Genomic DNA, 13677 nt, shown 5'->3' with positions numbered 1-13677 from the left:
GGGCGCGAAGGTGTGGGCGCCGTCGGGGTGATGGGGAGAAGGATGCGGATACGAGGCCCGTAGGTGCCCATCTTGAGGAGGACACAGCGGCGATCAGCACACGGAGCCGACGGTCGGGGCGGAGGTGTGCGCGTCGCGGCAGCCAGCTGTGTCAGCGGCCACATCGGGCCTTGACGGCTGAGTCCGACACCGATGGCCAACGCCGCGATGAGCTGCGTGGAGTGGCTCAGACCGGACCCGTAGTCTATGTGGCAGAGTGCCAACCATGTCGAACGTGCCGCTCCTTGATGCCGACGAGGAGGAGGCCGAGCAGCATCACGACGGACCCGAGCAGGGTTGTAGAGGATGAAGCGCCAGGCGCCGCGCTCCCTTCCCTCGCCCGCCCCAGCGGGAGATCAGGAAGTACATGGGACGAGCACCGTCTCGAACGCCAGGAAGAACAGCACGAGGTCGAGGACGGGCGAAGCTCGCGAGGGAGCCGCCTTCGAGCAGGAGCAGCAGCGCCACGTACGCCTTGGGTGACGGACCTTCGGGGCGGCGGAAGTAGCTGTACAGCGCGCAGAGGAAGGTGAGGAGCGAGTGTCACGGACGAGGTGGAGTAGGGGGAGCGAGACCCGTCGACGCCGAGGTGGATCCGGATGCCGAGGGCCGGGATCCAGCCGTACGTCGGTGGTGGCCTGCATCCTGGCCGGGTCGGTCGTGGTCGAAGACCGCGGCCAGGGCGACGGACAGGGCGAGCACGGCGCCTGTGGACGGTGAACGCCGTGCCGCAGGACGGCCTGTTCGGGGCTGCGGCCCTTGAGGCAGGGCGGGCCGGGAAGCAGGGCGGCGACGGCTCCGAGGAGGGGGACGACGACGAATCGCGGCGAGGCAGGATCTGCAAAGGCGCTGGTGCTCACGGTCGGGCTCGGAGGCTACGGGGCGGTAGTGCTCACGGTTCAGGCTCCGGAGGCTACGAGGACGGCGGCGACGGCCAGTAGACGACGGATGCCTGCGAACAGGACGGTTCAGATAGGTCATGGGTTTGCCGGTCTGGTGCCCCGCCGGACGGCCGCAGCCCAGCAGTCCGGGCGCGGTTGCCCGCGCCGCGCACCGTAGCCCTCGACGACCTCGCGGCGAGGAAGCGGCGAGTGAGACGGGCTGGCGCCGAGCACTGGCGAGGCCCGGACGACGACGAGGGCAGCGCACGACAGGCGTCGAGGTGGAAGCCCGCACGGCGGCGTGCCGGTGGAAGGGTAGCCGAGTCAGGAGCCGGCCGGGGTCGACGGGTCCTGGCTGCCGGAGACGCTGGCCGTATGCCGCCTCGTGGGTGGCGATCGTCCTCCTCTCGGAGACGGCGGGGGCCGCCTCGGGGTCCGGCGGCGACGGCGACCCATGGGGGTGCGACGGCGGCGAGCGCTGTGACGCGCCGCCAGGCGTGCGAGGACGACGTAGCGCGCCGGCGAGGCACAGCACGGTGCCGAGGCAGGGATGTGTGTGGCTGGTCGGGGCGAGGGAGTGCCCGTCGAACCAGTCGGGGAGGCTGCCAGGCGGCGAGGCCAAGCCCGAGGGTGGGGACGAGGAGGACCCACAGGACGGCGGTCATGTGCGCGGGGTTCGCGGCGTGGTCGGCGGCCTCGGGCTCGCGGCCGTGGAAGCCCATGAGCCACAGGCGCATGGCGTAGCCGGCGGTCGAGGACGGCACGTGTGACCAGCCCGGCGACAGAGGACGGTCCAGCCGGCCGCGCCGGGGATGCCGTCGGCCTGCCCGCGGGCGGCGTGCTCGGCAGCGCCGAGGACGTGCCTCCTGTGAGAGAAGAAGCCGCTGAAGGGCGGATACCGCGGCGAGCGCGACAGGGCGACGGTCATCGTCCAGTACGCGTCGGATGCGCGCCGGGCGAGCCGCACCGTGCGGGACGTCGCGGCCAGCGAGTTGGTGCCGGCGGACCGTGGAGACCACGCCCGCCGCGAGGAAGAGGAGGGCCTTGAACGCGCGTGCGAGATCAGATGGAAAGACGGCCGCGCCGCGGTCGCCGACTGGCCAGGCGCCGGTCATGTAGCCGAGCTGGCCGATCGTCGAATAGGCCAGACGCGCTTGATGTCGTCTCTGGCTGATAGCGCGGCGAGGGCCGAGCCGACCATGGTGACCGCGGCCATGACCGCGAGCACACCAGGGCCGCCGTGGAGGGCGGCGAAGACGTAGGGAGGAGCCGGGCCACGAGGTAGACGCTCGGCCGCGGACCATCGTCGCGGGCGTGGGATCAGAGGCCGAGACGGTGTCGGGACCGGCCATCGCAGTCGGCAGCCAGGTGTGCAGCGGAAACTGGGGCGGACTTGCCCGCCACCCCGGCGAGCAGCAGCAGCGCGTCGAGGGTGGGGTGGGCCAGGCCGCCGGACGCGGCGGTGGCCACGATCCCGTCGATCCGGAAGGTCCCGGCGTCGGCGGCGAGCGCGAAGACGCCGATCAGGAACGGGACGTCGCCGGCCTTGGTGACCAGGAACGCCTTGAGGGAGGCGGCCCGGGCGGCCTCGGTCTCCCAGTAGTGGCCGACGAGGAAGTACGAGCAGATGCCCATGACCTCCCAGCCGACCAGCAGCACCATCAGGTCGCCGGAGTAGACGACGAGCAGCATCGCGGAGGTGAACAGGGAGACCAGCGCGGCGTAGGAGGGGTAGCGCGGATCGTCGCGCAGGTACGCCGTCGAATAGACCTGCACACACGTGGCGACGACGCCGACGAGCACGGCGACGAGGACGGCGAAGCCGTCCAGGTGCAGGGCGAGGTCGATGGGCACGGAGCCGGTCGGGGTGAGCCGGGTCGCCGCGTCCAGCGGCCGGCCGCCGCCCTGCTGCCAGGCCACCACCACGGCCAGCACGGCGGCGACGGCGGTCGGCAGGACGGCGAGCGGGCGGACGAAACCGGGGGCGCGGCGGCCGGCCAGGATGCCGCCGACGGCGCCGAGGAAGGGCAGCAGCGGGACGAGCGCGGCGGTGGTCGTGGTCGTCACGCGGCGGCCTCGGCCTTCTCCCCGCGCGCGGCGTCCTCGCCGGCGGGCTGGGGGTCGTTCGCGTCCTCGCGCAGGTCGCGGAGCCGGTCGATGTCGGCGGTGCCGCGGTTGCGGTGGACGAGCAGGACGATCGCCAGGCCGATGCCGATCTCGGCGGCGGCGATGGCGATGGTGAAGAGGGTGAGCGCCTGTCCGGCGTGGAGCTCGTCCCGGAGCCATACGTCGAAGGCGACGAGGTTGAGGTTGACGGCGTTGAGCATCAGCTCGACCGACAGCAGGACGAGGACGGCGTTGCGCCGGGCGAGGACGCCGTACAGGCCCGTGCAGAAGAGGAGGGCGGCGAGGACCGCGGGGTAGACGAGGTGCATCAGTTCTCCTCCTTCTCCTTCCCGTCCCCGGCGGCCCGCCTGCGGGACAGCACGATCGCCCCGACGAGCGCGGCGAGCAGCAGGACGGACAGCGCCTCGAAGGGCAGCACCCAGTACCGGAAGAGCATCTCGCCGGTCACCTCGGTGGAGCCCCGGACCTGGCCGCGGACCCCGATCCACGACGTCCGGAAGGCGTCCGCGACCACCCAGACGAGGGCCACCGCGGCGGCCCCGGCCACCGCGAGCGCCGCCGGGCGGTTGCCCGAGTCGGCGTCCGGGGAGCGGCCGATGGGCGCCTTGGTGAGCATCAGCCCGAACAACAGGAGGACGACCACGGAGCCGACGTAGATCAACACCTGCACCCAGGCGATGAACTCGGCCGTCAGCAGCAGGTACTCCACCGCCAGCCCGCCGAGCGCCACGACCAGCCACAGGGCGGCGTGCACCAGCTGCCTGGTGGTGACCGTCAGGACGGCGGCGCCGAGGGTGACGACGCCGACCAGCAGGAAGGCGATCTCGATACCGCTCGGGGAGAGGAAGCCGTGGGCGCCCGCGGCGAGCGTGCTGCTCATGCTCCGTCCTCCTTCGCTTCCTTGTCCTGCGCTTCCTTCTCCTGCGCTTCCTTCTCCTTGGCGAGCTTCTCCGCCGTCTTGCGGGCCGCCGCGACCTCCTTGGGCTCCTCCGCCCCCGGGTCGAGCGCGGGCGGCTCGGGCACCGTCCACATCCACTCGCGCAGCCGGTCCCGTTCATGGGTCAGGTCGCGGATGTCCGTCTCCGCGTACTCGAACTCCGGCGACCAGAAGAGGGCGTCGAACGGACACACCTCGATGCAGATGCCGCAGTACATGCACAGCGCGAAGTCGATCGCGAACCGGTCCAGCACGTTGCGGCTGCGCTCGCGGCCGCCGGGCGCGGCCGGCGGGACGGTCTCCTTGTGGGAGTCGATGTAGATGCACCAGTCCGGGCACTCGCGGGCGCACAGCATGCAGACCGTGCAGTTCTCCTCGAACAGGCCGATCACGCCGCGGGTGCGGGGGGCCAGTTCGGGCTGCGCGTCCGGGTACGGGACGGTCTCCGCGCGGCGGGTGAGCGTGCGGAGGGTGACGGCCAGCCCCTTGGCGAGGCCGCTGCCGGGGATGTTCATGAGATCGCCACCTTGACGACGCCGGTCAGCGCGATCTGCGCGAGGGCGAGCGGGATGAGGACGGTCCAGGCGAGCTTCTGCAGCTGGTCCTCGCGCAGCCGCGGGTAGGTGACCCGCAGCCAGATCACGACGAACGCCAGCACCGCCGCCTTCAGCAGCATCCACACCCAGCCGAGCCCGTCGGCCCCGAACGGGCCGTGCCAGCCGCCGAGGAACAGCGCCGACGTCAGGGCGCACAGCACGACGATGCCCGCGTACTCGGACAGCAGGAACATCGCGAACCGCAGGCCCGTGTACTCGGTGTACGCGCCGAAGATGATCTCCGAGTCGGCCACCGGCATGTCGAACGGCGGCCGCTGCAGCTCCGCGAGGCCCGCGGTGAAGAACACCAGCCCGCCGACGATCTGCCACGGCACCCACCACCAGTGGAACGCGTCCACGATCCCCGGCAGCGAGACCGTGCCCGCGGCCATCGCCACGGACGCGGCGGCGAGCAGCATCGGCAGCTCGTACGCCATCAGCTGGGCGGCCGTCCGCAACGCGCCCAGCAGCGAGAACTTGTTGGCCGACGCCCAGCCGCCCATCAGCGAGCCGAGGACGCCGACGCCCATCACGGCGAGCACGAAGAAGACGCCCGCGTCGATGTACCAGCCGACGGCCCGGCCCGGGCCGATCGGGATCGCGACCAGGACGAGGAGATACGGCAGCAGCGCGACGGCCGGGGCGAGCTGGAAGACCCGCCGGTCGGCGTCGGCCGGGACGATGTCCTCCTTCTGCGCGAACTTCACACCGTCCGCGACGAGCTGCGCCCACCCGTGGAACCCGCCCGCGTACATCGGCCCGAGCCGCCCCTGCATATGGGCCATCACCTTGTGCTCCGCCTGCCCGACGAGCAGGGGGAACACCAGGAAGACGCCGAACAGGGCAACGAGGCGCAGCACCACGTCGAGGGTGTCGCTGCTGCTCATGCGGGGTCGCCTCCGGCGGGGTCGGGGTCGTTCTCGGCGCGCTTCGCGCGGGGCGCGCCTTCGGCGCGGGGTTCCGGAGCCGCTCCGGTCCCGTCCGCCGGGCCGGGCTCGGCGGGCTCGGCGCCCGGGGCGTCGTCGCGTACGGGCGCGGACGATCCGTCGGGCGCGCCCGGGCCCTCGCCGGTCTCCGGCGCGGGGGCCGGCTTCGCCGACGGCTCGTCGAAGGCGGGACGCGCGTGGTGCCACGGGGCGTCGGACGAATGCGGCGCGGGCCGTTCCGCGGCTGCTGCGCCCTCGGCCCGCCGGCTCGCGGAGCCGCCGCTCGCGCTGCGCGCGCGGCGGGCCGGTGCCGCACCGCCCGCCTGCTGGCTCGCCGATCCGTCGGCGGCGCTGCGGGTACGACGCGGCGGAGCGGGCGTGCCGTCGCCCGCGCCGGGCGCGGGCCCGGCGCCGTCCGCCTGCTGACTGGCCGAGCCGTCGCTCGCACTGCGCGTCCGACGCGCCGGAGGAGCGCCTTCCGCCGCCTGGCTCGCAGACCCGTCCGCCGCACTGCGCGCGCGCCGCGGCGCCGAAGCCGCACCGCCCTCCGCCTGGCTCGCAGACCCGTCCGCCGCGCTCCGCGCGCGGCGCGGGGCAGGGGCACCGCCCTCCGTCGCCTGGCCGGCCGAGCCCTCGCTCGCACTCCGCGCCCGCCGCACCGGGCGTTCGCCCTCCGCTCCCGCCGTCGCGCGCGCGGCGCGGGCCGGGCGGGCCGGGGCCGGCGGGAGCTGGCCCTTGAGCGGGCCCCACTCGTTCGGGTCCGGGACGCCGGGGGGCAGCATCTGACGGCGCTTCGGGCCGCCGTGCGCAGCACCCGCCGCAGGCTCCCCCGGCTCCTTCGCTCCGGGCCACGCCTTCGCCACCCGCGCCGCCAGCACGAAGTCCTTGCGCAGCGGGTGCCCCTCGAAGCCGTCGGGAAGCAGCAACGGCACCAGGTGCGGGTGGCCCGTGAAGTCGATGCCGAACATCTCGTGCGTCTCGCGCTCGTGCCACGCGGCCCCGGCGTACAGGTGCACCGCCGTCGGCAGGGCGGGCGCCTCGTGCGGCACGGTCGTCCGCAGCAGGAGCCGGCGCACGGGAGCGCCGTCCCGCGACGGCAGCGCCGCCACGTGCGCGCAGACGCGGAAGCCCGTGCCGGGCTCGTCGACGGCGCTGAGCCAGTCGAAGAAGGTGCAGCCCAGCGTGGTGCGGGCGGTGTCGAGCGCGGCGAGCCAGGTCCCGGCGGGGACGTCGACCGTGAGGAGCCCGTACGCCTCCTCGGCCGTGGCGCCGGCGCCGAAGACCTCCTCTGCGGGGCCGGGCAGCCAGCCGGTCATCGGGCACCCCCGGGCGGCGGGACGAGCCCGCTGCGGAGTTCGGCGGCGGACGCGCCGGAGCCGTACCGCTCCGCCGTCGACTCCTGCGCGATCTTCTCCTGGAGCTTGAGGATGCCCTGGAGGAGTGCCTCGGGACGCGGCGGGCAGCCGGGGACGTAGACGTCCACGGGGATGATCTGGTCGACGCCCTTGGTGACGGAGTACGAGTCCCAGTAGGGCCCGCCGCAGTTGGAGCAGGCGCCGAAGGAGATGACGTACTTCGGCTCGGGCATCTGCTCGTAGAGCCGCTTGACCGCGGGCGCCATCTTGTCCGTCACCGTGCCGGAGACGATCATGAGGTCGGCCTGGCGGGGGCCCGGCGCGAAGGGGATCACACCCAGCCGGATGAAGTCGTGCCGGGCCATCGACGCGGCGATGAACTCGATCGCGCAGCAGGCGAGTCCGAAGTTGAAGACCCAGAGGCTGTAGCGCCGGCCCCAGTTCAGGACCACCTTCATGGGCTCGGGGGCCAGCCGGGCCAGCGCGCCCAGCCGACGCGGTTCGGGAAGATCGACGGAACGTGTCACGTCCACTCCAGGACGCCCTTCTTCCATGCGTACAACAGGCCCACGGCGAGGAAGCCGAGGAAGACGAACATCTCGACGAGCGTGGCGGCGCCGTAGCCCGGGGCGGCGAAGACCGTGGCCCAGGGGAACAGGAAGACCGAGTCGACGGCGAAGATCACGTAGAGGAAGGCGTAGACGTAGTAGCGCACCTGGGTGTGCGCCCAGCCCTCGCCGACGGGGTCGACGCCGCACTCGTAGGTCAGCAGCTTCTCGGGCGTGGGGACCACGGGCCGCAGCAGCCGTCCGGCGCCGAAGGCGACGGCGACGAAGAGCACGCCGAGGACGGCGATCAGGCCGACGAGGCCGTATCCGTCGAAGTACGCGGTCGTCCCGTCGGTCGCAGCGGTCGCCTCCGGCACGTCCGGCCCCTCGCTCCCTGTGAACCTGTGCGGCGGTTTCGTCCGCATTCGACGATCTGTACGCACAGGAGTCTAGGTGGTGCCGGGCCGGGAGCGGGCCGCGCTGCCCGCCCCGGGGGTGGGGTTGTCCCCACCCGGCGGCTCCCGGGGCCCCCATGGCGGGAGGCGGCGGACGCCGGGCAGGCTGGTGACATGACCGCCCGCGCCACCCGCACCACCCGCACGGCCTCCGACGACGAGGCGCTGCCGCCCGCCCGGTTCGCCTTCGACGCCCGGACCTGGAAGGAGGTCGCCCATCTGCTGGGCAACCTGCTGACCGGCCTGGCCGGGTTCGTGTACACGGTGCTGTGGCTGTTCCCCGGCCTGGTGCTGTCGTTCACGGTCGTGGGCCTGCCCCTGCTGGCGGCGGGTCTGGGGGGCATGCGGCCGCTGGGACGGATGGAACGGGCGCGCGCGCGACGGCTGCTGGGCCTGCGGATCGACGAGCCGAGCCCGCTGCCGCGCGGGCGCCGCCGGGGGTTCGCGGCCTGGACCTGGGAGACCCTGAAGGACACCGTGGCGTGGCGCTCCACGCTGTACGCGATGGTCCGGCTGCCCTGGGGCGTGCTCACCTTCGGCGTCACGCTGGTGGCGCTCTTCGTCGCCTGGCCGGTCCTCGGCCATCTGGCCCGGGGGCTGACGTCCGTGGACCGGGCGATGGCGCGCGGGCTGCTCTCCCCGTCCAGCGAGCTGGAGCGCCGGGTGGCGGAGCTGGAGCAGGACCGCGGCGTGGTCGTCGACACCGCCGCCGCCGACCTCCGCCGCATCGAACGCGACCTGCACGACGGCGCCCAGGCCCGCCTCGTCGCCCTCGCCATGGGGCTGGGCCTGGCGAAGGAGAAGGTGCTGGAGGACCCGGAGGCGGCCGCGCGGATGGTGGACGAGGCGCACGGCGAGGTGAAGCTCGCCCTCCAGGAGCTGCGCGACCTCGCCCGCGGCATCCACCCCGCCGTCCTCACCGACCGCGGCCTCGACGCCGCCCTCTCCTCGGTGGCGAGCCGCTGCACGGTGCCGGTCGGCGTGCACGTGGACCTCGGCTCCCGGCCGGCGCCGGCGATCGAGGGCATCGCCTACTTCACCGTCTCCGAACTCCTCCAGAACATCAGCAAGCACAGCCGCGCCCGCACCGCGCAGGTCGAGGTCTGGCGGGCGGGCGACCGGCTGCTGCTCCAGGTGCGGGACGACGGGCAGGGCGGCGCGTCCACGGACACGGGCAGCGGACTGGCCGGGCTCGCCGAGCGACTCGGCTCGGTGGACGGGCTGTTCGAGGTGGACTCCCCGGCCGGCGGCCCGACGACGATCACGGCGGAGCTGCCCTGGCGGTCGCGCGGGGCGTCCTGACGGACCGTCGCGCACGGCGGACCTCCCCCGGGGTGGGGACAACCCCACCCCCGGAACACCCACTTCCCGCATGGTCGCGCCCCCACCGCCCGGGAGAGGCTGGGAAACGAAGACGCGGACGAGCGGACGACAAAAGGACCCTGATGGCCATCGAGCACGAATACCTGTCGCAGGCGGCGCCCCGGACGCACCGGCTCCCCCTCGTGCTGCGGGCGCCCGTGTCGGGCCGCACCTGGCGCGAGTTCCTCCACGCCCAGCTGAACCTGCCGATCGCCCTCGCGGCGTTCACCTGGGGCGTCGTCACCATCTCGCTCGGCCTCGGCCTGCTGATCACCTTCATCGGGCTGCCCGTCCTGGCCCTCGGCCTCGCCGGCACGCGGCTGCTCGGCGCCTTCGAGCGGACGCGGGCCCGGCTGCTGCTCGGCGTCGAGGTGGAGGCGCCGCACCCGGTGCAGGCCGGCAACCGCGGCGGCGGGCCGCTGGGCTGGACCTGGTCGCTGCTGCGCAGCGGCGCCTCGTGGCGGCAGCTGATCTACGGGGTGGTGCTGCTGCCGTGGGCGCTGTGCACCTTCACCGTGTCGCTGGTGACGATGCTCATCGGCTGGTCCCTCCTCCTCTATCCGGCGTACCAGTGGATGTACCCCACCTGGTGGGGCACTCCGGGGATGGGGGTCTACAGCGACACCCGCGGCGTCCAGATCTACCTCGACAACCCCTTCGAGGTGGCCGCCGCCTGCCTGGTCGGCCTGGTGGTCGTGCTCGCCTCCCCGTGGGTGCTCCGCGCGATGGCCTGCGTGGACGGGCTGCTGGTCCGCGCGCTGCTCGGCCCGTCCCGGCTCGACGCCCGGGTCACGGAGCTGGAGCAGGACCGCGGCGTCGTCGTCGACACCGCCGCCGCCGACCTCCGCCGCATCGAACGCGACCTGCACGACGGCGCCCAGGCCCGCCTCGTCGCCCTCGCCATGGATCTCGGCCTGGCCAAGGAGAAACTGCTGGAGGACCCCGACGCGGCCGCGCGGATGGTGGACGAGGCGCACGGCGAGGTGAAGCTCGCCCTCCAGGAACTCCGCGACCTCGCCCGCGGCATCCACCCCGCCGTCCTCACCGACCGCGGCCTCGACGCCGCCCTCTCCTCCGTCGCCGGCCGCTGCACCGTCCCCGTCGCCGTCCAGGTCGACCTGGACACCCGCCCCGCCCCCGCCATCGAGGGCATCGCCTACTTCACCGTCTCCGAACTCCTCCAGAACATCAGCAAGCACAGCCGCGCCCGCACCGCCCGGGTGGAGATCTGGCGCTCGGCGGACCGGGTCATGCTCCAGGTGTGGGACGACGGACAGGGCGGCGCGTCCACCGACGCGGGCAGCGGACTGGCCGGGCTCGCCGAGCGGCTCGGCTCGGTGGACGGACTGCTGGTCGTGGACTCCCCCGTCGGCGGCCCGACGACGATCACGGCGGAGCTGCCCTGGCGCGACCGTTAGGCCACGCCCTGGGCCACGGCCCCCCGCTTTGCTGAGATGCTGGGCACCTTGCAGCGCATCAGCCGAACGGGAAGCAGGGGGCCGGACGTCGTGGTCGAGGACAGGGTGCGAGTGGTCATCGCCGAGGATTCAGTGCTGCTCCGCGAGGGCCTGACCCGGCTGCTGACCGACCGCGGGCACGAGGTCGTGGCCGGCGTGGGGGACGCGGAGGCGCTGCTGAAGTCGGTGCGGGAGCTCGCCGACGAGGGCGCCCTGCCGGACGTGGTGGTCGCGGACGTCCGGATGCCCCCGACCCACACGGACGAGGGCGTCCGGGCCTCCGTGCAGCTCCGGCGCGACTTCCCGGAGCTGGGGGTCCTGGTCCTTTCGCAGTATGTCGAGGAGCAGTACGCGACCGAGTTGCTGGCCGGCAGCAGCAGGGGCGTCGGCTACCTGCTGAAGGACCGGGTGGCGGAGGTCCGCGAGTTCGTCGACGCGGTCGTCCGGGTCGCCCGGGGCGGCACCGCGCTGGACCCCGAGGTGGTCGCCCAGCTGCTCGGCCGCAGCCGCAAGCAGGACGTGCTGGCGAACCTCACCCCGCGCGAGCGGGAGGTGCTCGGCCTGATGGCGGAAGGGCGGACGAACTCCGCCGTCGCCCGGCAGCTCGTCGTCAGCGACGGGGCGGTGGAGAAGCACGTCAGCAACATCTTCCTGAAGCTCGGGCTGTCGCCGAGTGACGGGGATCACCGTCGCGTTCTCGCGGTGCTGACGTACCTGCGCTCCTGATCCAAACCCGCCCGCCCGACGGTCTGTCAGGTCGTGGCTGCGCCGCTGGTGGGAGGACTGGTCCCGGGGACCTGCGACCTCGGTCGCAGCCCCGGCGGCAGCTTGCGGACGTTTCGTACGGCGGCCCGGCGGTGGCGTGCCAGGATGGTGGACGGCCGCGGGGCCCTCCCTTCCCGTGCTCCGTCCCGGGTGGCCGTGCCCCGCCCACGTACGATGGCGATGGGAACGCCGGTCGGCACCACCACAGCGCGGGGCCGCCGTCATGAGGGAGGTCCGAAGCAGTGACCAGCCAGGTCAGCAGCCCGGCCGAGCAGGCCGATTCAGCCGAACAGCCAGGGTTCTCCCCGCCGGGTGCCGGGGACGAACCGTCGCGCCTCGCCGGACAGCGCGGCCCCGCACCCAGGGCCGACGGCAAGGAGGTCCGCCGGCTGGACCGCGTGATCATCCGCTTCGCGGGCGACTCCGGCGACGGCATGCAGCTCACCGGTGACCGCTTCACGTCCGAGACGGCCTCGTTCGGCAACGACCTGTCCACGCTGCCGAACTTCCCGGCCGAGATCCGGGCCCCCGCCGGCACCCTGCCCGGCGTCTCGTCGTTCCAGCTGCACTTCGCCGACCACGACATCCTCACCCCGGGCGACGCCCCGAACGTCCTGGTCGCGATGAACCCCGCCGCGCTCAAGGCCAACCTGGCCGACGTTCCGCGCGGCGCGGAGATCATCGTCAACACCGACGAGTTCACCAGCGCCCGATGGCCAAGGTCGGTTACGACGCCAACCCGCTGGAGGACGGCTCGCTGGACGCCTACAACGTCCACCCGGTGCCGCTCACCACGCTGACGCTGGAAGCGCTCAAGGAGTTCGGGCTCCCGCGCAAGGAGGCCGAGCGCAGCAAGAACATGTTCGCCCTCGGGCTGCTGTCGTGGATGTACCACCGGCCGACCGAGAACACCGAGGCGTTCCTGCGGAAGAAGTTCGCCAAGAAGCCGCAGATCGCCGAGGCCAACGTGGCCGCCTTCCGAGCCGGCTGGAACTTCGGCGAGACCACCGAGGACTTCGCGGTCTCCTACGAGGTCGCCCCCGCCACCGCCGCGTTCCCGCCGGGAGTTACCGCAACATCTCGGGCAACCTCGCCCTGGCGTACGGGCTGATCGCCGCGGGCCACCAGGCCGACCTGCCGCTCTACCTCGGCTCGTACCCGATCACCCGGCCTCCGACATCTCCACGAGCTGTCGAAGCACAAGAACTTCGGCAGTGCGCACCTTCCAGGCCGAGGACGAGATCGCCGGCATCGGCGCCGCGCTCGGCGCGGCCTTCGGCGGCGCGCCGCTCGCGGTCACCACGACGTCCGGCCCGCGGCGTGGCCCTGAAGTCCGAGACGATCGGCCTCGCCGTCTCCCTCGAACTGCCGCTGCTCGTCGTGGACATCCAGCGCGGCGGCCCGTCCACCGGCCTGCCCCACCAAGACCGAGCAGGCCGACCTGCTGCATGGCGATGTACGGGCGCAACGGCGAGGGCCCCGGTGCCGGTGGGAGTCGTGGCTGAAGACGCCGCGGACTGCTTCGCGGCGACCCTCGACGCCGCGCGCATCGCGCTCACCTACCGGACGCCCGTCTTCCTGCTCTCCGACGGCTACCTGGCCAACGGCTCCGAGCCCTGGCGGATCCCCGAGCCCGACGAGCTCCCCGACCTCCGCGTCCAGTTCGCCACCACGCCCAACCACGAACTGGCCGACGGCACCGAGGTCTTCTGGCCCTACAAGCGCGACCCCGAGACCCTGGCCCGCCCCTGGGCCGTCCCCGGGACGCCCGGCCTGGAGCACCGCATCGGCGGCATCGAGAAGCAGGACGGCACGGGCAACATCTCCTACGACCCGGCCAACCACGACTTCATGGTCCGCACCCGGCAGGCCAAGATCGACGGCATCGCCGTCCCCGACGTCGAGGTGGACGACCCGAGCGGCGAGGCCCGCACCCTCGTCCTCGGCTGGGGCTCGACCTACGGGCCCATCACCGCCGCCGTGCGGCGCGTCCGCTCCGAGGGCCACCGGGTCGCCCAGGCCCACCTGCGCCACCTCAACCCCTTCCCGCGCAACCTGGGCGAGGTGCTCCGCCGGTACGACAAGGTCGTCGTGCCCGAGATGAACCTCGGCCAGCTCGCCACCCTGCTGCGCGCCCGGTACCTCGTGGACGTCCACTCCCACACCCAGGTCAGCGGCATGCCGTTCAAGGCCGAGCAGCTCGCCATAGGGGGTGCCAGGGGCCATCGA

General features: G+C 73.2%; 12 protein-coding genes and 3 pseudogenes. 6 read left to right on the top strand and 9 right to left on the bottom strand.

The window, feature by feature from the left end; all coding sequences use genetic code 11:
* From ABD794_RS06745 to ABD794_RS06705, 9 genes and pseudogenes are all read right to left on the bottom strand, one after another.
* Positions 1-899: pseudogene (locus ABD794_RS06745) on the bottom strand (complex I subunit 4 family protein); the annotation flags it as partial.
* A gap of 39 nt (positions 900-938) precedes the next feature.
* Positions 939-2987 (bottom strand): annotated as a pseudogene (locus tag ABD794_RS06740) (NADH-quinone oxidoreductase subunit 5 family protein).
* Positions 2984-3355 carry an NADH-quinone oxidoreductase subunit NuoK gene (gene nuoK, locus ABD794_RS06735; RefSeq protein ID WP_344961539.1) on the bottom strand — a complete coding sequence of 124 codons (372 nt, stop codon included), beginning with the start codon at positions 3353-3355 and terminating at the stop codon, positions 2984-2986. Before nuoK ends, ABD794_RS06740 begins: the two are co-directional and overlap by 4 nt.
* A complete protein-coding gene (locus ABD794_RS06730) occupies positions 3355-3927 on the bottom strand; it encodes an NADH-quinone oxidoreductase subunit J family protein (RefSeq protein WP_344961537.1) in 573 nt (190 codons plus the stop codon). Before ABD794_RS06730 ends, nuoK begins: the two co-directional genes overlap by 1 nt.
* Positions 3924-4499 carry a NuoI/complex I 23 kDa subunit family protein gene (locus tag ABD794_RS06725; RefSeq protein WP_344961534.1) on the bottom strand — a complete coding sequence of 192 codons (576 nt, stop codon included), beginning with the start codon at positions 4497-4499 and terminating at the stop codon, positions 3924-3926. The genes ABD794_RS06730 and ABD794_RS06725 overlap by 4 nt, the downstream gene beginning before the upstream one ends.
* Positions 4496-5467, bottom strand: coding sequence for a complex I subunit 1/NuoH family protein (locus ABD794_RS06720; protein ID WP_344961532.1), 972 nt, complete (start codon positions 5465-5467; stop codon positions 4496-4498). The genes ABD794_RS06725 and ABD794_RS06720 overlap by 4 nt, the downstream gene beginning before the upstream one ends.
* Entirely contained in the window at positions 5464-6822 is a 1359-nt protein-coding gene (locus ABD794_RS06715; RefSeq protein WP_344961530.1) for an NADH-quinone oxidoreductase subunit C, read from the bottom strand. Before ABD794_RS06715 ends, ABD794_RS06720 begins: the two co-directional genes overlap by 4 nt.
* Positions 6819-7415: an NADH-quinone oxidoreductase subunit B gene (locus ABD794_RS06710; RefSeq protein WP_344961528.1), complete on the bottom strand. Its 597-nt coding sequence runs from the start codon at positions 7413-7415 to the stop codon at positions 6819-6821. The genes ABD794_RS06715 and ABD794_RS06710 overlap by 4 nt, the downstream gene beginning before the upstream one ends.
* Positions 7385-7786, bottom strand: coding sequence for an NADH-quinone oxidoreductase subunit A (locus ABD794_RS06705; protein ID WP_425585944.1), 402 nt, complete (start codon positions 7784-7786; stop codon positions 7385-7387). The genes ABD794_RS06710 and ABD794_RS06705 overlap by 31 nt, the downstream gene beginning before the upstream one ends.
* A gap of 192 nt (positions 7787-7978) precedes the next feature.
* On the opposite strand from ABD794_RS06705, the gene ABD794_RS06700 reads away from it, so the two are divergent.
* The 6 genes and pseudogenes from ABD794_RS06700 to ABD794_RS06675 all read left to right on the top strand — a co-directional run.
* On the top strand, positions 7979-9166 hold the full coding sequence (locus ABD794_RS06700) for a sensor histidine kinase (RefSeq protein ID WP_344961524.1): 1188 nt from the start codon (positions 7979-7981) through the stop codon (positions 9164-9166).
* 143 nt (positions 9167-9309) lie between these two features.
* Complete coding sequence (locus ABD794_RS06695; protein WP_344961522.1) at positions 9310-10644, top strand: sensor histidine kinase; 1335 nt, start codon at positions 9310-9312, stop codon at positions 10642-10644.
* 105 nt (positions 10645-10749) lie between these two features.
* A complete protein-coding gene (locus ABD794_RS06690; protein ID WP_344961541.1) occupies positions 10750-11409 on the top strand; it encodes a response regulator in 660 nt (219 codons plus the stop codon).
* Positions 11410-11690: 281 nt separating this feature from the next.
* Complete coding sequence (locus ABD794_RS19295; RefSeq protein WP_344961520.1) at positions 11691-12248, top strand: 2-oxoacid:acceptor oxidoreductase family protein; 558 nt, start codon at positions 11691-11693, stop codon at positions 12246-12248.
* Positions 12161-12559: a 2-oxoacid:acceptor oxidoreductase family protein gene (locus tag ABD794_RS19290; protein ID WP_344961518.1), complete on the top strand. Its 399-nt coding sequence runs from the start codon at positions 12161-12163 to the stop codon at positions 12557-12559. The genes ABD794_RS19295 and ABD794_RS19290 overlap by 88 nt, the downstream gene beginning before the upstream one ends.
* 209 nt (positions 12560-12768) lie before the next feature.
* Positions 12769-13677, top strand: a pseudogene (locus ABD794_RS06675) (2-oxoacid:acceptor oxidoreductase subunit alpha); the annotation flags it as partial.

It is taken from the genome of Streptomyces thioluteus, assembly GCF_039535865.1.
The sequence above is the reverse complement of the archived record's forward strand: the minus strand, read 5'-3'. Positions and strand labels throughout refer to the sequence as shown.